Origin of the sequence: Pelagovum pacificum (assembly GCF_016134045.1) — a bacterium.
GTDB lineage: Bacteria > Pseudomonadota > Alphaproteobacteria > Rhodobacterales > Rhodobacteraceae > Oceanicola > Oceanicola pacificus_A.
In genome coordinates, this window is the sequence record NZ_CP065915.1 from 3595001 (window position 1) to 3614141 (window position 19141).

The 19141-nt window shown below is 63.7% G+C and carries 18 protein-coding genes and 2 riboswitches; of the genes, 7 read left to right on the top strand and 11 right to left on the bottom strand.

Annotated features, from left to right (window positions below):
• Positions 1–267 precede the first annotated feature (267 nt).
• Entirely contained in the window at positions 268–888 is a 621-nt protein-coding gene (msrQ, locus tag I8N54_RS17680) for a protein-methionine-sulfoxide reductase heme-binding subunit MsrQ (protein ID WP_140195459.1), read from the bottom strand.
• The gene (gene msrP, locus I8N54_RS17685; protein WP_140195457.1) at positions 888–1823 is read right to left on the bottom strand and encodes a protein-methionine-sulfoxide reductase catalytic subunit MsrP; all 936 of its coding nucleotides are present in this window, start codon (positions 1821–1823) and stop codon (positions 888–890) included. The genes msrQ and msrP overlap by 1 nt, the downstream gene beginning before the upstream one ends.
• Positions 1824–2143: 320 nt before the next feature.
• Here msrP and I8N54_RS17690 point away from each other — a divergent pair, with 320 nt between their 5' ends.
• Positions 2144–2611, top strand: coding sequence for a fasciclin domain-containing protein (locus tag I8N54_RS17690; protein ID WP_140195455.1), 468 nt, complete (start codon positions 2144–2146; stop codon positions 2609–2611).
• Between the two features lie 109 nt (positions 2612–2720).
• Here I8N54_RS17690 and clpB read toward each other — a convergent pair whose 3' ends face one another.
• Together clpB and I8N54_RS17700 are read right to left on the bottom strand one after the other, a co-directional pair.
• Positions 2721–5339, bottom strand: coding sequence for an ATP-dependent chaperone ClpB (clpB, locus tag I8N54_RS17695; protein WP_140195453.1), 2619 nt, complete (start codon positions 5337–5339; stop codon positions 2721–2723).
• A gap of 205 nt (positions 5340–5544) precedes the next feature.
• On the bottom strand, positions 5545–6624 hold the full coding sequence (locus I8N54_RS17700) for a WD40/YVTN/BNR-like repeat-containing protein (RefSeq protein WP_140195451.1): 1080 nt from the start codon (positions 6622–6624) through the stop codon (positions 5545–5547).
• 92 nt (positions 6625–6716) lie between these two features.
• Here I8N54_RS17700 and pyrF point away from each other — a divergent pair, with 92 nt between their 5' ends.
• The 3 genes from pyrF (at position 6717) to I8N54_RS17715 (ending at position 8401) form a co-directional block, all read left to right on the top strand.
• A complete protein-coding gene (pyrF, locus tag I8N54_RS17705; RefSeq protein ID WP_140195449.1) occupies positions 6717–7433 on the top strand; it encodes an orotidine-5'-phosphate decarboxylase in 717 nt (238 codons plus the stop codon).
• Positions 7434–7567: 134 nt separating this feature from the next.
• Positions 7568–7777 (top strand): orotidine 5'-phosphate decarboxylase, encoded by a 210-nt coding sequence (locus I8N54_RS17710; protein WP_140195447.1) that lies wholly within the window; start codon positions 7568–7570, stop codon positions 7775–7777.
• A gap of 171 nt (positions 7778–7948) precedes the next feature.
• Entirely contained in the window at positions 7949–8401 is a 453-nt protein-coding gene (locus tag I8N54_RS17715) for an SRPBCC domain-containing protein (RefSeq protein ID WP_197097586.1), read from the top strand.
• 3 nt (positions 8402–8404) lie between these two features.
• On the opposite strand, the gene I8N54_RS17720 is transcribed toward I8N54_RS17715, so the two are convergent.
• The 4 genes from I8N54_RS17720 to I8N54_RS17735 form a co-directional block, all read right to left on the bottom strand.
• A complete protein-coding gene (locus I8N54_RS17720; RefSeq protein WP_140195443.1) occupies positions 8405–8674 on the bottom strand; it encodes an NfeD family protein in 270 nt (89 codons plus the stop codon).
• The gene (locus I8N54_RS17725; RefSeq protein WP_408635319.1) at positions 8671–9570 is read right to left on the bottom strand and encodes an SPFH domain-containing protein; all 900 of its coding nucleotides are present in this window, start codon (positions 9568–9570) and stop codon (positions 8671–8673) included. Before I8N54_RS17725 ends, I8N54_RS17720 begins: the two co-directional genes overlap by 4 nt.
• Positions 9571–9618: 48 nt before the next feature.
• Positions 9619–10869 carry a D-amino acid dehydrogenase gene (locus I8N54_RS17730; protein ID WP_140195439.1) on the bottom strand — a complete coding sequence of 417 codons (1251 nt, stop codon included), beginning with the start codon at positions 10867–10869 and terminating at the stop codon, positions 9619–9621.
• 34 nt (positions 10870–10903) lie between these two features.
• Positions 10904–11000: riboswitch (glycine riboswitch) on the bottom strand.
• A gap of 5 nt (positions 11001–11005) precedes the next feature.
• A riboswitch (glycine riboswitch) is annotated at positions 11006–11079 on the bottom strand.
• Positions 11080–11165: 86 nt separating this feature from the next.
• Entirely contained in the window at positions 11166–12350 is a 1185-nt protein-coding gene (locus I8N54_RS17735; RefSeq protein ID WP_140195437.1) for a winged helix-turn-helix domain-containing protein, read from the bottom strand.
• A gap of 77 nt (positions 12351–12427) precedes the next feature.
• On the opposite strand from I8N54_RS17735, the gene smpB reads away from it, so the two are divergent.
• Complete coding sequence (smpB, locus tag I8N54_RS17740; protein WP_140195762.1) at positions 12428–12898, top strand: SsrA-binding protein SmpB; 471 nt, start codon at positions 12428–12430, stop codon at positions 12896–12898.
• Positions 12899–12900: 2 nt separating this feature from the next.
• On the opposite strand, the gene I8N54_RS17745 is transcribed toward smpB, so the two are convergent.
• Positions 12901–13350 (bottom strand): hypothetical protein, encoded by a 450-nt coding sequence (locus I8N54_RS17745; RefSeq protein ID WP_140195435.1) that lies wholly within the window; start codon positions 13348–13350, stop codon positions 12901–12903.
• Positions 13351–13465: 115 nt separating this feature from the next.
• Between I8N54_RS17745 and sseA the strand changes: the two genes are divergently transcribed.
• Both sseA and I8N54_RS17755 read left to right on the top strand, forming a co-directional pair.
• A complete protein-coding gene (sseA, locus tag I8N54_RS17750; RefSeq protein ID WP_140195433.1) occupies positions 13466–14326 on the top strand; it encodes a 3-mercaptopyruvate sulfurtransferase in 861 nt (286 codons plus the stop codon).
• Positions 14326–15513, top strand: coding sequence for an amino acid aminotransferase (locus tag I8N54_RS17755; RefSeq protein WP_140195431.1), 1188 nt, complete (start codon positions 14326–14328; stop codon positions 15511–15513). The genes sseA and I8N54_RS17755 overlap by 1 nt, the downstream gene beginning before the upstream one ends.
• A 52-nt stretch (positions 15514–15565) precedes the next feature.
• On the opposite strand, the gene I8N54_RS17760 is transcribed toward I8N54_RS17755, so the two are convergent.
• Both I8N54_RS17760 and I8N54_RS17765 read right to left on the bottom strand, forming a co-directional pair.
• The gene (locus I8N54_RS17760; protein WP_140195429.1) at positions 15566–17500 is read right to left on the bottom strand and encodes an acyltransferase family protein; all 1935 of its coding nucleotides are present in this window, start codon (positions 17498–17500) and stop codon (positions 15566–15568) included.
• A gap of 127 nt (positions 17501–17627) precedes the next feature.
• Positions 17628–19115: an ammonium transporter gene (locus I8N54_RS17765; protein ID WP_231592611.1), complete on the bottom strand. Its 1488-nt coding sequence runs from the start codon at positions 19113–19115 to the stop codon at positions 17628–17630.
• Positions 19116–19141 lie beyond the last annotated feature (26 nt).

Consider the following 19141-nt stretch of genomic DNA (forward strand, 5'->3'; position numbering starts at 1 on the left):
ATTTTCAGCGGCTTACAGCAACAATCCCCCGCCGACCCCGCGTCACGAGGTAATTTTATTAGCGAAATGAAAACTCGGCCCATGGCACATGTTGGGTTCTGCACAGGCTTATCCCCAAACGCCCCCGGGACTCGGGCTGAATCGGGGGCAACGACTCGGAATCGACAGCAGGATTCTCGCCAGGCACCCCCATGAATCGGCCTTCGGTGATGAAAATAGTTCCCCGCCTCGGGTGAATCGGCGGGTCACTCCCGCCGGTTCACCGGATCAAGCGCGACTCGTGCCGAAAATCGGTGCGAGCCGGCGGCTCCAGTCGACGCGTGCCGCCAGCAGCACGAGGATCACCGCCATATAGATGTACGGCTCGAGCTCGAATCCCTTCACCAGCCAGACGTAGTGAAGTGCGGCGAGAATCGCGGCCGGGTAGACCAGCCGGTGAAGCACCCGCCAGCGACGGCCGAGTTTCCGGATGCTCCAGTTGTTGGAAGTCACCCCTAGCGGGATGAGCAGAAGAAGTGCTGCCATTCCAATGGTAATGTAGGGGCGTTTGACGATATCGGCCCAAACCCCGGCGAGCCGCTGGACATCGAGGACCGCCCAGACGGTGAAGTGCGCCAGCACCAGGAAGAAGGCGCTCACCCCGATCGCGCGGCGAAACCGCAGAAGCGTGATGCCCGTCCACTTCCTCAGAGGTGTCACCGCGAGACCGAGGATCAGCAGCTTGATCGCGAGCTGGCCGTATTCATGCTCCAGCGCCTCGACCGGGTTGGGACCGAGCGCGCCGGTGGCCCCGCGGTAGAAGACCCACCCGGCCCAGAAAGACACCCCTATATAGAGAGGCCACGACGCCGGGACTTTCCGCAGCCAGCCGTTGATCGTCTGGACCATCAGAAGAACTCCTGCAGGTCCATGCCATCATAGAGAGAGGCCACCTCGTCCTCGTAGCCGTTGAACATGAGTGTCGGTTTCTTGGCGGCGAACAGGCCGCCGCCGATCTCGCGCTCTTCGGCCTGGCTCCAGCGCGGATGGCTCACGTTGGGATTCACATTGCTATAGAACCCGTACTCCCGCGCATTGATGACGTTCCAAGTCGCGGGCGGCTCTTCTTCGACCAGCGAGATGCGCACGATCGATTTGATCGACTTGAACCCGTACTTCCACGGAACGACCAGCCGGATCGGCGCACCGTTCTGGTTCGGCATCGGCTCTCCATAGAGACCGGTCGCGAGAAGTGTCAGCGGATGCATCGCCTCGTCCAGCCGCAGGCCCTCTACATAAGGAAAGGGGATGACCTGCCGGCGCACGCCGATCATGTTTTCCGGCTGGACCACCGTCTCAAAGGCGACGTACCGGGCGCCGTCCTGGATCCCGAGCGGTGCGAGAACGTCGGCAAGCTCTACTCCATTCCAGGGAACGACTGCCGACCAGGCTTCCACGCAGCGGAACCGGTAAATGCGTTCCTCAGGGGTCAGGCCATCCAGAAGCTCCGACACAGTATATTGTCCCGGATTATCGACGAGCCCGTCGACCGTGATCGTCCAGTCCGACGTATCGAGCGCGGCGGCATTGTCCGCCGGGTCGCGCTTGCCGGTCCCGAACTCATAATAGTTGTTGTAGCTCGTCAGGTCCTCGAAGCTGTTGGGCACTAGCTCTTCATTGTCCTGCGCCTCGGCTCGACCGGGCATACCCATACCCAGCACGCCGGCCCCGGCGAGGCCCGCGCCCGTCAGTCCAGCTCCGGCGATCAGCGACCGCCGGCTGAGCCACGCGGACTTCGGTGTCACGTCGGCGGGGCCGAGCTTGTTCTTCCAACGATGCGCCACGGTACATCCTCCTTGTTGCGACTTCCCTTAAGTAGGGGACCCTAACCCGGAACCGAGGTTGCAATTTTCACGATGGCGGGACGCTGCTGCAATCAAGCGGCGCCAGATCACCGGATTTCGGGCCGGATCACTTCACGAAACGCACGCGGTGGTTGAACTGAATATGAGTTGAAAATTTCGGCGGCCGAAGCTTAGGCGCGGTTCCCCCTGCGGCAAGGGCCGATCCGGCAAAAACCGCGCTGATCCGATCGTCACAAGCCCCCCGTAACCCTGATCAGTGCTGGCGCAAACGCCGGCATCGAAACTCAGGAGGAATGACAATGCTTCGGACGACCATTCTCGCCACTGCCGCCGCCACCGCTTTCGCGCTGCCGGCGTTCGCACAGGACATGGATATCGTCGACACCGCCGTTGATGCGGGCGACTTTACCACCCTCGCCGGCGCGCTGGAGACCGCCGGTCTCGTCGAGACGCTGAAAGGCGAAGGCCCGTTCACCGTGTTCGCCCCGACCGACGAGGCATTCGCCGCGCTGCCAGAGGGTACGCTCGAAGGCCTCAGCGAAGAAGAACTGACTGCAATCCTCACCTATCACGTCGTGCCGGGTGAAGTGATGTCGACCGACCTCGAGGACGGCATGACCGCCGCCACCGTACAGGGCGACGACGTGACGATCTCCCTCGGCGACTCCGTCATGGTCAACGACGCGACCGTGACGACACCCGACATCGTGGCTTCGAACGGCGTGATCCACGTCATCGACTCCGTGCTCATGCCGCCGATGGAGTGATCCAGCTGGATGCAGAAAGGCCCGCCGATCGGCGGGCCTTTCCGTAAGATGAGGGCTCGCCAGTGGCGGGCCCTCTGCCGTTACCGACACATAATATAATGTGGGCTGTTCAGTGCACGACCGCGTCGTCCGGCCGGGGCCGGTTTGAACTGCCCACCCGATCGCCCACGATCAGGCCATCCGACCCCGCCGAAACGGTGATCGTCTCGCCGTCGTGGATGTCCCCGGCAAGCAGCATCTCGGCAAGCGGATCCTGCAGCGACCGCTGGATCACCCGCTTCAGCGGACGTGCCCCGAAGACCGGATCATAGCCCTCGTCGGCGAGCCAGGTCTTGGCCTCGTCGTTGAGCACGAGCTCGATCTTGCGACCGACCAGCCGCTTCTTCAGCCGGGCGAGCTGGATGTCGACGATGCCGTCCATGTCCTGCCGGGTCAGCCGGTCGAAGATGACCGTCTCATCCAGCCGGTTCAGGAACTCGGGCCGGAAGTGGGCCCGCACCGCGTCCATCACGTCCCGACGCGCCTGCGCGGGATCGGCCCCGTCCGGCAACCGCGACAGCGCCTGGCTGCCGAGGTTCGAGGTCAGCACGATCAGCGTCTGCTTGAAGTCGACCGTGCGGCCCTGCCCGTCGGTAAGCACACCGTCATCCAGAACCTGAAGCAGCACGTTGAAGACATCCGGGTGCGCCTTCTCGACCTCGTCGAACAGCAGCACCTGGTAGGGGCGCCGCCGCACGGCCTCTGTCAGGACGCCGCCCTCGTCATAGCCGACGTAGCCCGGAGGGGCACCGATCAGCCGAGCGACGGAGTGCTTCTCCATGAACTCGGACATGTCGATACGCACCATCGCGCTGTCGTCGTCGAACAGGAACTCGGCGACGGCTTTGGTCAGCTCGGTCTTGCCGACACCGGTCGGGCCGAGGAACAGGAACGAGCCGAGCGGCCGGTTCTCGTCGTTCAGCCCGGCGCGGGCACGACGCACCGCGTTGGCGACCGCCTGAACGGCGGCGTTCTGGCCGATGACCCGCTTGTGCAGACCGTCTTCCATGCGCAGCAGCTTCTCGCGCTCGCCCTCCAGCATCTTGGAGGTCGGGATTCCGGTCCAGCGCTCGACGACTTCGGCGATCTGTTCGGGCCGCACGGCTTCCTCGACCATCGGACCCTCGTCCTCGGCGGCTTCGGCTTCACCCAGCTGTTTCTCGAGCTGCGGGATGATGCCGTAGGACAGCTCACCCGCCTTGCCGAGGTTGCCCTCGCGCTTGGCGATGTCGAGCTCGGCCCGCGCCTTGTCGAGCTGCTCCTTCAGGTCGCGCGCGGACTCGAGCTTGTCGCGCTCGGTCTGCCACTTGGCCGTCATCTCAGAAGACTTCTCCTGAAGGTCGGCAAGCTCCTTCTCGAGCCGCTCCAGCCGGTCCTTCGATGCCTGGTCGTCTTCCTTCTTCAGCGCCTCGGCCTCGATCTGAAGCTGCAGGATCTGGCGATCCAGTGCGTCCAGCTCTTCCGGCTTGGAATCGACTTCCATCCGAAGACGCGAGGCAGCCTCGTCGACGAGGTCGATCGCCTTGTCGGGCAGGAAGCGGTCGGTGATGTAGCGGTGGCTCAGCGTCGCGGCTGCGACCAGCGCGGCGTCGGCGATGCGGACCCCGTGGTGCAGCTCGTACTTCTCCTTGATACCCCGCAGGATCGAGACCGTGTCCTCGACCGTCGGCTCGCTGACCATCAGCGGCTGGAACCGGCGGGCGAGCGCGGCGTCCTTCTCGACGTGCTTGCGATACTCGTCGAGCGTGGTGGCGCCGACGCAGTGCAGCTCACCCCGCGCCAGCGCGGGCTTGATAAGGTTCGCGGCATCCATCGCGCCGTCGGCCTTCCCGGCCCCGACCAGCGTGTGCATCTCGTCGATGAACAGGACGATCTCGCCAGCGGCGGCGGAAATCTCGTTCAGGATCGCTTTCAGACGTTCCTCGAACTCGCCCCGATACTTCGCACCGGCGATCAGCGCGCCCATGTCGAGCGCGAGCAGCCGCTTGTTCTTGAGGCTTTCGGGCACGTCGCCATCGACGATTCGCAGCGCAAGGCCTTCGGCGATGGCGGTCTTGCCGACGCCGGGCTCACCGATCAGGACGGGGTTGTTCTTGGTGCGGCGCGACAGGACCTGCATGGCGCGACGGATTTCCTCGTCGCGGCCGATGATCGGGTCGATCTTGCCCTGCTCGGCCCGCTCGGTCAGGTCGATGCTGTATTTCTTCAGCGCCTCGTACTGGTCCTCGGCACTCGCGCTGTCGGCGGTGCGGCCCTTGCGGATGTCATTGATCGCGGCATTCAGCTTCTGCGCGGTGACGGCACCGGCGTCTAGCGCCTCTTTCGCCTTCGACTTCACGACGGCAAGCGCGGTCAGAATTCGCTCGGCGGGCACGAAGCTGTCGCCGGCCTTCTTCGCGATCTTCTCCGCCTCGTCCAGCACCCGGCCAGTCGCGGAGTCGAGGTAGATCTGCCCGGCATCGCCGGTGACCTTGGGGAGCGCGGAGATGGCGAGGTCGGTCGCTTCGCGCACACGCTGCGACGCGCCGCCGGCCCGGTCGATCAGGTTGGAGGCAAAGCCCTGCTCGTCATCGAGCAGCGCCTTAAGGATGTGTTCGGGCGTAAGCCGCTGGTGGTTTTCGCGCATGGCGATGGTCTGGGCGGCCTGAATCATGCCGCGCGACCGCTCGGTGAATTTCTCCAGGTTCATCTGGACGTCTCCTCTTGCAAGCGTCCGAGTGTCTGGCGCCCTCCGACAGGCACGCCCTTGTCCGGACCTCGCACCTGAAATGGGGAGCGGGTCGCGGGGCTGCAAGAGGCAGGTGTTGCATTTTCGCCGCGCTTCGCGCGCCGACCCGCCGGGGGCGCTGCCCCCGGACCCCCGGAGGTATTTTCAGCCAGATGAGAGAGCGGCGTCAGGCCTCGAGAACCAGGGTCTCGACCGAGTTGATCATCGGCAGGTCCCGCGCCGCGATCGACCAGTGATCCCCCTCGTCGGTGCTGACGTAGACCGAGCCGGAGTTCGTGCCGAAATAGACTCCGACCTCGTCGAGATCGTCGGTGGCGAGCGCCTGCCGCAGGACGGTCGCGTAGCAATGCTCCTGCGGAAGACCATCGCGCAGGTCCTCCCAGCTTTTTCCGGCATCGCGCGTACGCCAGACGGCGGCTTTCGCGTCCGGCATGTAGCGCCCCTTGATGTCGCCGTTCATCGGGATGAACCACGCCGTCCCCTCGTCACGCGGGTGGCTCGCGACAGGGAAGCCGAAGGTCGAGGGCAGCCCCTTGTCGATCACCTGCCAGCTCGCCCCGCCATCGGCGCTGGTGAACATGCCGTTGTGCCCCTGCTGGTACATCCGCTGCCCGCCGGGACCGAGCGTCAGGCCGTGCACGCAGTTTCCGAACTCCGGGAAGCTCTCTTCCCCCGTTTGCCAGTCCAGAACCCGCACACCGCTATTGCGGGTGACCCAGCTCCTGCCGCCGTCGTCGCTGTAGAAGGTGCCGGCGGAAGAGACCCCGACCCAGAGCCGATCCGCGTCGGCCGGGTCCGTCACGATATGATGGAGCGTCAGCCCTGCCCCGCCCGCCGGCCAGTCGGGTCGCGTCGGATGCGCAGTCAGTCCCTCGACATGTATCCATGTCGCACCGCCATCGGCACTCTCGTAGAGCGTCGCGGGCTTCATTCCGGCATAGAGTTTTCCACTGCCGACCCCGAGGGACCAGAGCGAGTCGAGCGGTTCGTCACCCGGCGGATCGAACCCCTCGGCCGAGCGGGTCCAGGTTTGTCCCAGATCGCCGGTTGTCCAGACATCGAGCCCGACCCACGGATTGCCGCCCCCGGCGTAGATGCGGCCTGTCGCCGGATCGCCCTTCACATGGTTGATCGGCCACGCATCGCAGAACGGTCCGCGGATCGTCCAGTCGCGGCGGGCCTCGTCGCTTTCCAGTATGAAGGCACCCTTGCCTGTGCCGAGCAGTAGAAGAACTTTCCTCGCCATCCGCGGTCCTCCTCCGAGTCTGGGCCGAAAATAATCCATTGGCCCGCGCCTGTCGCTGACTTAAACGAAGCCAAGCAGACGAGGAGCAAGACATGACCGATGACCGCCTGATCGTCGCCCTCGACGTGCCCGACGCGCTGACGGGGCTGAAACTGGTGGAGCGGATCGGCGACGCGGTGTCGTTCTATAAGATCGGCCTTGGCATGCTGACCGGTGGCGGCCTCGCCCTCGCCAACGAGCTGAAGGCCGAGCACGGCAAGCGCATCTTCCTCGACATGAAGCTGTTCGACATCGGCGCGACGGTCGAGAACGCCGTGCGCGGTCTTGCGCAGTTCGACCTCGACTTCCTGACAGTGCACGGCGACCCGCATGTTGTCCGCGCGGCGAAGGAAGGGGCGGGCGACTCGGGGATGAAGATCCTCGCCGTGACGATCCTGACCTCGCTGGACCGCGACGACCTCGACAACGGGATGATCCGGCAGGGCGACCTGTCCGACATCGTGGAAGAGCGCGCCGCCCGCGCGCTCGAGGCCGGGGCCGACGGCGTCATCGCGTCTCCGCAGGAGGCGGCCCGCATCCGTGCGCTGCCGCAATCCGAGGGCCGGCTCATCGTGACGCCGGGCGTGCGGCCTTACGGTGCCGACCTCGGCGATCAGAAACGCATCGCGACACCGGCACAGGCGATCGCCGCCGGAGCGGACCATGTCGTCGTCGGACGCCCCATCTGGCGGTCATCACATCCCGGTGATTCGGCCCGGTCGATTGTCGCCGAAATGAACTCTCCACAAGCCAAAATCGCTAATTTCTGACGGCTGCTGCGCCTGAATTGCGCAACCCCTAAGAAACATACGAAACTTTTTTCTCCGAAGCTGCGTTATATGTGCATCGGACGGCGGCGACATCCCCTCTTTCGCCAACGTCCAGCCAGTTCGGAGGAACGAAGATGGACAACGTGAGCTTTGGTGATATCCGCTATAACGCTGCCCTCGGCGCTTTCGAGGCCCGCGTCGACATTTCGCGCGGTGGACGGACATTCCGGTACCCCTGCCGGATGAACGGCCCCCTCGACCTGACGCCCGACAAGGTTCGGGCCGGTCTTGCGCGGCATGCCATGCGGATGTCCGACTCCGGCGACCTTCGCTCGGTTCTCTGAACGCTCCTGTTCCGACAGGAACCCTGCCCGTCAGGCTTTATGGTCGGTGCCTGTCCGACCAGTCCCCAAAACACCTGACCAACTTACGCCCGGGCCTCGTGCCCGGGCTTTTTCGTGCCGATGCAAAAGGGAAACGATGACAGATGCCGTGAACCCTGTAGGCTTCGGATCATGAGCGATCTTCTGACCGACACAGTGACGGCCGAACGTCACCTCGCTGCGACCCCCGCCCGGGTGTTCGCGGCCTATTCCGATCCGACCGAGCGGGCCACGTGGGGCGCGCCGAGCGATGGCGAGGCCTACATCGTCGAGGCCGAGGATTTCCGCGAAGGCGGCACCGAGATCGTGCGCTGCGGCCCGGCCGAAAACCCGCAGGTGACCGTCGAGACCTTCTATCATGCGATCCGGCAGGATGCGCTGATCGTTCTGACCGAGGTGATCCGCCACGACGGCACCCTTCTGGCCTGCAACCTGACGACGATCGAACTCAGCGGAACGCCCGACGGAACGCAGATCAAGATCATCGCGCAGGTCACGTCGTTCGTCGGTGCGTCGATGATCCGGAACACGGAGAACGGGCACAATGGCTCGCTCGACAGCCTCGCGGAATATCTCGACGGCTGAAGATCAGTTGTCGTTGATGTCGGTTTTCCAGACCTTGGCCTTGCCGACCGACGACCCGAGCGACCGGCGCAGAACGAAGGTCGACGCGATCGACAGCAGCGCGAAGACCACCAGCATCCACGGCAGGGTCCGCAGCAGACCGACGGCGACCAGAAGGCCGGTGACCACGGCGCCACCCCCGAATCCGAGGAAGATGTAGGCCGGGATCAGCATCTCGAGGATGCCGAGCACCAGCCCCCCGACGACCCACGCCCACCAGCTCTCCCAGATCACGAGGACCGTCCCCCGAGCATTTTGAACGCATTGCCAAATGCTTCGAGCGCGTTGGCGGGGACGACGATCGTCTGGCTGCCGTTGCCCTCCCCCAGCTTGTTGAGCGATTCGACCTGTTTCAGCGCGACCTGATACTGCGCCGCTTCCAGCCCGTGAGCATTGATCGCGTCGGCGACGACCGAGGTGGCGTAGGCTTCAGCCTCCGCCTGAACCTTCCGCGCCTTCGCGGCCTGCTCGGCAGCGTAGAGCTCCCCGTCCGCCTTCAGCTCGACCGACCGTTTCAGACCTTCGGCTTCCGTCACCTGCGCGCGCCGCGCCCGTTCCGCGTTCAGCTGCTGAAGCATTGCCGCCCGCGTCGCCTCATCGAGGTTCACGTCTAGGATCTCGGCCCGCGTCACCTCTATCCCCCAGTCGTCGACCTGGTTGGCGAGCTGCTGTTTCGTCGCTTCGATCAGGGAGGACCGGTTGCTCTGCACCTGGTCCAGCTCCATGCGGCCGATCTCGGAGCGGACGATGCCGGCGACCGTGGTGGCGATCGCACCGTCCACGTCGCGGATCCGGTAGACCGTCTTTTCCGGTTCGATGATGCGGTAGAAGACCGAGGTATCGACCTGCACCAGCACGTTGTCGGAGGTGATCGCGTCCTGAGTCATGGTGGGCAGTTGCCGCTCGAGGATCGAGATCCGGTGTGCGACCCGGTCGAGGATCGGCACGATCACGTTGAAGCCCGGCGACAGGACGGAGTGCAGCTTGCCGAAGCGCTCCACCACGAATTTCTCCGACTGCGGCACGATCCGCACCGCCATGAGAAGCGCGATGACGAGGAAGACCGCCAAGACGATCAACAGGATGTTGCTTCCCACGAACTGAAGCAGGATGTCTTCGAAGCTGTCCAAGGTCATTCTCCGGCAACACGTAACGGTTGCCGGAGGCTTTACCCCGAATCAGGCGGTTTTGAAGACGGAAGACGGACTTTTTGCCGGAGAAGTCCGCAGATCGCTGGCGATGCGTGTCCCGATCGCCTCTGCCGTCGCGGCGGACAGGGTCCAGCCGAGGTGCCCGTGACCGGTGTTGTAATAGACACCGGCCTTCCGGCCCGGACAGACGCGCGGCATCATGTCCGGCATCATCGGACGCAGACCGGCCCACGGCACACAGCTTTCGGTGGAGACCTCGGGGAAGTAGCGTTCGACCCAGGCGGTCAGCGGCTTGACCCGATCGGCACGGATGTCGCGATTGATGCCGTTGAACTCCGCCGTGCCCGCGACGCGGAACCGGTCGGGACCAAGGCGCGAGGTCACGATCTTCGCCTTGTCGTCCAGCAGCGAAACGTTCGGCGCACCGGCACGGCTCGCGTCGTCGCGCAGGTTCACCGTGATGGAATAGCCCTTCACCGGGTAGACGTTGATCCGGTCGCCAAGCTGCCGCGCGAAGGCGCGGGAGCCGACACCGCCACAGACTACGACACCGTCGAAGCGCTGTTCCTCGCCACCGGCGGTGACCCGCACGACGCCGTCTTCCTGTTCGACCGTGTCGACCTCCCCGCCGAGCCGGAAGGTCACACCCTGCGTCTCGAGCCAGTCGGCGAGGCCGACGGTGAAGCGGTGGATGTCGCCGGTGCTGTCGCTCTCGGTCCAGTAACCGCCGACCATGTCGCCGGTCAGCGTCGGTTCGATCTCGCGGATTTCCTCAGGCGACAGCTCACGCCGGGACAGGCCGCCCTCGGCATAGAGCTCGGTCATCTTGCGGGCGTGCTGCATCTCTTTTTCGGACTGGTAGAAATGCAGGATGCCGGCGCGGGAGAAGTCGAAGTCGATGGCGGCACGGTCGGCCATCTCGGCCATGCCGGCGCGGGCGGCGATCGCCATCTTCACCGTCTCGACCGTGTTCTTGCGATGCTTCGGAATCGCGCCGAGGAACTCCAGCATCCAGCTCGCCTTGTGCCATGTCGGGCGCGGGTTCACCGACAGCGGCGCTTCGGGCGTGAACATCCACTTGATGCCCTTCAGCACCGTGGACCACTGGTTCCAGGTTTCGGCGTTGCTCGCCGACAGCTGGCCGCCATTGGCGAAGGACGTCTCCATCGCCGGATAACGGTTCCGGTCGTAGACCGTGACCTCGATCCCGCGCTTCTGAAGAGCGTAAGCGGTGGTGACGCCGGTGATGCCGGCTCCGAGAACTGCGTAATGGGCCATCGGATCTGCTCCGTTCAAGGCGGCTTCAGCCGCCGATGCCCCCTCCGTGCAAAGCCTGAGAGATTCACCGCGCAGTCCTGCGGCTTGCTCCTTCGGCGGGGTCTGTCGACCCACTCTTCGGAGTGTTGCGGCCCGTCCGGTCCCTTGTGCCTGAGAGTTTACCGGGGCGGTTGCTCCTTCGGCGGCGGGATCGTCTCCGCACTCTCCCGGCGCGGGCCGTTTCCTATTGGAAACTTTATAGCCGCGGCGCGGCATTCACTCAAATCAAGCTTTTGCATGATAAGAATGAAGGTCCTTCATCGTCGCCAGCCGGGCGCGAAGCGCATATGCCCGCAGCCACCCATCCGCGCGACCCGCTCAAGCTCCGCCATGAGGCGATTCTCCCGGCCTTTCCCAAGCTTTCCGCCCTTCTCCGGCCAGTAGGCCGTGACGGCAAGGCAATCGCCCTCGCGCTTCGCGTCAAGCCGCCCGATCACGCGTGTCGCTTCCATGACCGGGAAGACGTAGTAACCATATTGCCGCTTGGGCGCGGGCACGAAAATCTCGATCCGGTAGAAGAAGCCGAACAGCCGCTCCGCCCGCGCCCGGTCACGCAGCGCCGGATCGAAGGGGGACAGGACGCGCACCCGGCTCCCCGCCACCGGGGGAACCTCGTCCAGCAATTCCGGCCGCGCCAGCGACGGGCGCAGGGTGCCGTCAGCCCCCTCCACATCGACCTCGATCAGCGACCCGTCCGCCAGCCCGCGCGTTGTCCAGACCTTCGCTTCCTGCGGCGTCGCGATGTCGAAGAACTTCCACAACTCCCCCGGTGTCGCGAAGCCCAGCCGGTCCATTGCCTGCGACAAGACCCAGTCGACCGTCTCGCCGACCTCCGTGCGAAGCTGGTGAATGCCTGCCGGGATCACGCGCTCGGTCAGGTCGTAGACCTTCCGGAACGACTCGCGCCGGGTGATCGACAGCTCCCCCGCACGCCACAGATATTCCAGCGCCGATTTCGACGGGTGCCACTCCCACCAGCCGCCGGACTTGTGGCTTTCCTCGCCCCGCGCCTCGGCCGCTGTCACCGGCCCGTAGTCAGCAACCTTCTGCAAGACCTCGTCGAAGCGACGGCGGTAATCCTCGCCCTGCCACTTCACCCACTTCCGGTCCATGTGCGCACGGTGGCGGTCGAAATTGTGCCGCCAGTGCGGGAAGTACTCCATCGGCACGATCGCGGCGTCATGGGTCCAGTGCTCGAACACCTGTCGCTGCTTGAGAAGCGGCGCGAGGTTCGCGGGCCGGTATTGCTGGCGCCGCGACCACAGGATCATGTCATGCGCCCGCGCCAGCGTGTTGACGCTGTCCACCTGAACGAAGCCCAGATCGCGGATCACCTGTGCCAGATCCTCGCCCCGCCCCGGACCCGACGGCGGCGCCACCAGCATGTGCCGGTCGAGGAAGATCGCCCGCGCTGCGGCGTTGGTCAGGAGGGGTCGGCTCATGCCGCGACCATATCGTGCCGCGCTCCGACGCCAACCCGCTTCTGGACGGAGGCGCCTTCGTCACCTATCTGGAGCGGATGGCCAAGAAACCGGAAAACAAGAACTACAAGGTGATCGCCGAGAACCGGCGTGCCCGCTACGACTATGCCATCGAAGAGGATATCGAGGTCGGCATCGTCCTGACCGGGTCCGAGGTGAAGTCGCTCCGCACCGGCCAGTCCAACATCGCCGACAGCTATGCCGAGGTCGCCGAGACCGAGCTCTGGCTGACGAACGCCTATATCGCGCCCTATCATCAGGCGATGTTCCCGCATGAGGAACGCCGCCGCCGCAAGCTGCTCGCGTCCCGCCGGGAGATTGCGCGCCTCTGGAACGCCACGCAGCGGCAGGGCATGACGCTCGTCCCGCTGGTGATGTATTTCAACGACCGGGGCATGGTGAAGCTGAAGATCGCAACCGCCAAGGGCAAGAAGACCCAGGACAAGCGGGCGACCGAGGCGAAGCGCGACTGGAACCGCCAGAAGCAGCGGCTCCTGAAGGAGCTTTAGGCTCAGCCCGGGGGCATCACCGTCAGCCAGCCGGCGTCTTCGTCCCAGTTCAGCGCCTCGTAACAGACCTGCGAGCCAGCGCCGCCGCACCAGCCGCCATCCCGCTCGATCAGGAGCAACGGGCGACCCGCGACGTCGATCATCTGCCAGCCCTGCGCCTGCCACTCGGTCACGGCCCCGCCGACTTCCGCAAACAGCGTGCACCCGCCGGACCCGCACATGATGGGCACCGTGTCGCCCGCGCAGGTGAGCGTCAGCGTGTCGAAGAAGGTCGCCTCGGTTCCCACCTCGTCGATCACCGCGGTCGAGATCGCCGCGTCGGGGTCGAAGGCCACGCTGTCGTCGCACCAGTCCCCGGTGTCGGCCGGCATCCAGTCCGGCAGGTCCTGCGCCGCCCCCATGACCGGCAGAAATGCCAGCACGGCCCCCATCGTCAATGCTCTCGCCGTCATGCGGCAGTCCTCCTCGGTTCACACGCCCAGACGGTAGCCTGCGCCGCCGTCGGCTTGCCACTGTTCTTTCAGCGCTATAGTCACCTCGTGACGTGAGAGAGAGGTCAAGAAACCCGTGACCCGGCCCGACGATCCGACAACACTCGTATCCACCGAATGGCTGGCCGAGCGCCTGAAGTCCCCGGACCTGCGCGTGATCGACGCCTCCTGGTACCTCCCCGCGATGGAGCGGGACGCGAGGGCCGAGTATGCGACCGCCCACATTCCCGGCGCCCGCTTCTTCGATATCGACGAGATCAGCGACAACCGCAGCGACCTGCCGCACATGGCCCCTCCGCCGGAGAAGTTCGTCTCCGCGATGCGCGGGCTCGGCATCGGCGACGGCCAGCAGATCGTCGTCTACGACGGTGCGGGCCTGTTCTCCGCCGCGCGGGTCTGGTGGCTGTTCCGCCTGATGGGCAAGACCGATGTCGCCGTGCTCGACGGCGGGCTGCCGAAGTGGAAGTCGGAAGGCCGCCCGCTGACCGGCCAGCAGCCGATCCTGCGAGAACGGCACCTGATGGCCCAGAAGAACGAGGATCTCGTGAAGGGCGTGACCGAAGTCGCCGCCGCCGCCAAGCTCGGCGACTGGCAGATCGTCGACGCCCGGCCGCCCGACCGCTTCCGCGGCGAGACGCCCGAACCGCGGGAGGGCCTGCGCTCCGGCCACATTCCCGGCGCGCGCAACGTCTTCTTCAAGGAGGTCCTGAACGAGGACGGCACCATGAAGGATGACGCGGGCCTCCGCGCCGCTTTCGAGGACGCCGGCGTGGACCTCGACCGCCCCGTTATCACCAGCTGCGGATCCGGCGTCACCGCCGCCGTCCTGTCGCTGGCCCTGCAAACCCTCGGCAAGACCGACCATGCACTCTACGACGGCTCCTGGGCCGAGTGGGGCATGGGGGACGACCTGCCGATCGCCACCGGAGACGCCTGATGCTCGAGACCCTGAAAGAGCAGCCCGCCGACAAGATCCTTGCGCTCATGCAGATGTACAAGGACGACCCGCGCGACCTGAAGGTCGACCTCGGTGTCGGCGTCTACAAGAATGCCGAGGGCGTGACCCCGGTCATGCGCGCCGTGAAGGAAGCCGAACGCCGCCTCGTCGAGACGCAGGAAACGAAGGCCTACACCGGCCTCGCCGGCGATCCGGAGTTCGCCGACGCCATGATCGACCTGATCCTCGACGGCACCGTCGCCCGTGACCGCATCGCCGCGATCGCCACGCCCGGCGGCACCGGCGCCTGCCGGCAGGGCTTCGAGCTGGTTCGCCTCGCCAACCCGGACGCGAAGATCTGGCACTCCGACCCGACGTGGCCGAACCACCTGTCGATCCTCAAGTTCATGGGGATGCCCGCGCAGAGCTACCGCTATTTCGACGAGGCCACCGCGCTCGTCGATTTCGACGGCATGGTCGAGGATCTCGGCACGGTGGCGAAGGGCGACATCGTCCTGCTGCACGGCTGCTGCCACAACCCGACCGGTGCGAACCTGACGGCCGAGCAGGTCGAGAAGGTGATCAGCGTCCTGAAGGAGCGCGACGCGATCCCGATGATCGACCTCGCCTACCAGGGCTTCGGCGACGGGCTCGACGCCGACGCCGCCACCACCCGTGCCATCGCCGGCGCTATGGACGAGTGTCTGATAGCGGCCAGCTGTTCGAAGAACTTCGGCGTCTACCGCGAACGGACCGGCCTGCTAATGGCGATCTCCGCCGAGGCCGGCCAGACCAAGACGGTGCAGGGGAACATGAACTACCTGAACCGCCAGAACTATTCCTTCCCGCCGGATCATGGCGCCCGCGTCGTCACGACGATCCTCAAGGATCCCGACCTGCGCGCGGATTGGGAAGCGGAGCTGGAAGAGGTGCGCCTCGGCATGCTGGAGCTGCGCAAGCAACTCGCCGGAGAACTGGCTCGCCTGACGAACTCCGATCGCTACGCCTTCATCGCGGAGCATCGTGGCATGTTCTCCCGTCTCGGCCTGCCGCCCGAGGTGGTCGAGCGTCTGCGCACCGACCACGGCATCTACATGGTCGGCGACAGCCGCATGAACATCGCTGGCCTGAACGAGAAGACCGTTCCGGTTCTCGCCAAGGCCATCGTCGAGGCCGAAAAGGCCTGACGCGCGGAGGGGGCCGGTGCAGGACTGGCCCTCTACTCGCTAGGATTGCCGACTAGCGTTGGTAATCTGGTGAGCTGATAAATTTGGACAGTTCAGCAAAACCATCCGCTTCAAGAAACTCGCTAGCAATCTGCCTACTCCCATATATGCTGATGTGCGATCCATCCAGAGAATACGGCAGGCCGTTCTCTACGTCCTGCAGCCGACCATTTGGGAACAGGTCACTCTGCGAAATGGACCGAACTCTAGGCTCATCCGAGTAGTGCTCAGCGATGCGCGATTGGAAGCTCTCGGCCTCAGAATCGCGAGCTTGGTCACGAATGATTTGGCCATTTCCGGTGTACACCAAGCGCTCGATGCTGTTTCTTTCTACGGCAGGCGGCGACGGCATGATTACTACGCGAGCATCACTTTCAGCCAGAATGTAATCGATAGTGTCCAGGAGCGCAGTCGAGTAGCCCATGGTCGCCATGGCATGCCACTGGCCAGCCAATATCACGACGTCGAAATCGGAAAGTTCCTGCACCAGGTAGTCCCGATTAAGTAGACACTGCTGAAACGCAGGGTGTGTCCGCGGGCCGGTGAATGCTTCGCCGAGCGTAGGGGAGCACCAATTCGTAGTTAGGACTTCGATGTCCAGGTTGAGTCGAGCTCCGATCAACTCCCAAAATGGCTCCCACTGACCAGCGAAGGAGTCTCCAAACAATAATGCAGTAGTCTCGGCATTCTCACCGCCGGCCAGATGGCAGTCGTGACCGTTACTTCCTGTTTCCAGACCTCTATTCCGGTTCATATTATAGAAGCAGTATCCAGCGCGCCTGGATGGGAGATCGAATTCGTCGCTTGAGGCAAGCATGGTTCCCTCGAATCTATTCGGATACCCGGTACTCCAGTGACCCATTAGCCCCAGGAAAGAAATACTCGCCAATACTGCGAGGCCAACTCCAAGAACGGTGCCCCTACCCTTAACAAGCGCTTGATCTCCTTTGCTTCGGAAAGGTTGCTCTACGTACCGCCACGAGAAAAACGCCAGCCCAAACGATGCCAGAGCGAGGCTGAGCATCAGCATGATATTTGGCTCTTCAACGCTCCTCAGTCGAGCGAACGCGAACAGTGGTTGGTGCCAGAGGTATGTACTGTAGCTGAGCAATCCAATGAACACGATTGGCTTGGCCGACAACAGCCGAGCCACCAGCGAACCTTCTCGCCCGAAATTGATGATGAGAACAGTACCGATGGTCGGAAGCAGAGCCCAGAAACTCGGGAAGGGCACAGAGTCATCGATGATCACAATTGAAAGGGCTATCAAGAAAAGTCCGATGATTGCCGCGCCTTCCGCAATGAAACCTCGAACTGAAAATTTTGTTAATGCACATAGCGACCCAAGCGCCAATTCCCAAAATCGTGTCAGTGACAGATAGAAATTTGCCGTCGGGTGGGTTTGCGACATCCACAGACACGCGGCAAAACTGAGGATCACCAACCCGACAAGTATTCTCCCAACCCAACGTTCTCCCAATCTCCAGACCAGCAAGAGCAGGATAGGAAAAAATAGGTAGAATTGTTCTTCAACGGCCAGGCTCCATGTGTGGAGCAATGGCTTCAATTCGGACTCGGGCGCAAAATATCCGGTCTCAAGCCAGAATAGAATGTTTGAAGAGAAAGTGCCTACTGCTACCAAGCTTCTTGAAAAATCAATAAGCTGTTCAGGCAGCATCCAGAACCATGCGAATGGAAGACATGAAATTACGACAATGGTGAGTGCCGGGAGGATCCTTCGCACACGCCTTTCATAGAAGGACGCAATGCTCAGACGACCCTCTTTGAGTTCCTTGATTAAGATTGAGGTGATTAGATAACCGGATATGACAAAGAAAATGTCGACCCCGACAAATCCGCCACTCAAACTTTCCAAGCCTGCGTGAAAAAGAACAACCGGAATTACAGCCACGGCCCGCAAGCCGTCAATTTCACTTCGATATTTCATTATTAATTAGCTCGATTATGCCAAGTCACCTTATTCAGATACCCAGGACAATCAAGGCAAATCAATGCAAAAAACCCGGGCGCGAACGCCCGGGTCTGAGTTTGCTCAAAGCTGACAGGAAGGAGGATCAGCCTTTCGCGAATTCGGGATAGGCTTCCATGCCCAGCTCGGTGGTGTCGAGACCCGCAAGTTCGGCTTCTTCGGAGACACGCAGCCCCATGAAGCCCTTGAGGATGAGCCAGACAACCAGGCTGACCACGAAGACGAAGATGCCGATCGACAGGAAGCCGATGATCTGCGTCACGAAGCTCGTGCCCTCGGTGTAGAAGGGAACGGCGAGCGTGCCCCAGAAGCCGGCGATGAGGTGGACCGGGATGGCGCCGACGACGTCGTCGATCTTCAGCTTGTCCAGCATCGGCACGGCGAACACCACGATCACACCACCGATGGCACCGATCCACAGCGCCCCGAAGAGCGTCGGGTCGAGCGGGCCTGCGGTGATCGACACGAGGCCGGCCAGCGCACCGTTGAGCACCATGGTGAGGTCGACCTTGCGGTACATCACCTGGGTGAGGATCAGCGCTGCCACCGAGCCGGCTGCCGCCGCCATGTTGGTGTTGGCGAAGATCCGGCCCACGTCGGTGATGTCGCCCACGGTGCCGGCAGCAAGCTGCGACCCACCGTTGAAGCCGAACCAGCCGAGCCACAGGATGAACGTGCCGAGCGTGGCGAGAGCCAGGTTCGAACCCGGGTAGGGAACGACGCGACCATCGACATAGCGACCCAGACGCGGCCCGAGGACGAGCGCACCGGCGAGGGCGGCGAAGCCACCAGCGGCGTGCACCAGCGTCGAACCGGCGAAGTCGGAGAAGCCCATCTCGGACAGCCAGCCACCGCCCCACTGCCAGGATGCCTCGATCGGGTAGATGAAGCCGGTCAGCACGACGACGAAGATGAGGAACGGCCACAGCTTGATCCGCTCGGCGAGGGTGCCGGAGACGATCGAAGCGGTGGTGGCGCAGAACATCAGCTGGAAGAAGAAGTCCGAAGCGACGGAGGCGTAGTCGAGCGACGCGTTCGCGGCATCGAGACCGACCGGCTCAAGCGCGGTGATCGCGAAGAACGGGCCGAGGTAGCCTTCCATCATCCATTCGGCCGGGTACATCAGGTTGAAGCCAACCAGCCAGTACATGATCGCCGCGATGCTGAAGAGCGCGATGTTCTTCGTCAGCTGCGTCGTGACGTTCTTGGACCGGACCAGACCGGCCTCGAGCATGGCAAAGCCGGCAGCCATCCACATGACCAGGAAGCCGCCGATCAGGAACAGCAGCGTGGTCATGATGTAGGGGCCGATCTCGTCGAAGGACGGCGCAGCGGCCTCTTCTTCGGCGGGAGCCTCTTCGGTGGCGACGGCGTCTTCGACGGCCTCGCCAGCTTCTTCCACAGCCTCACCCGTCTCTTCGACGGCTTCTTCGGCAACTTCCTCGGCCGGGGTGTCACCCTCGACCGCTTCCTCGGTGGCATCGTCCTGCGCCCAGGCCATGTCGGGGGCCACTGCGCCGAAGGACAAGAGCGCCACCAGGAACGCCGCAAGCCAGAGTTTCATGAAATTCATCGTCCTGTCTCCTCTACCCCGGCCGA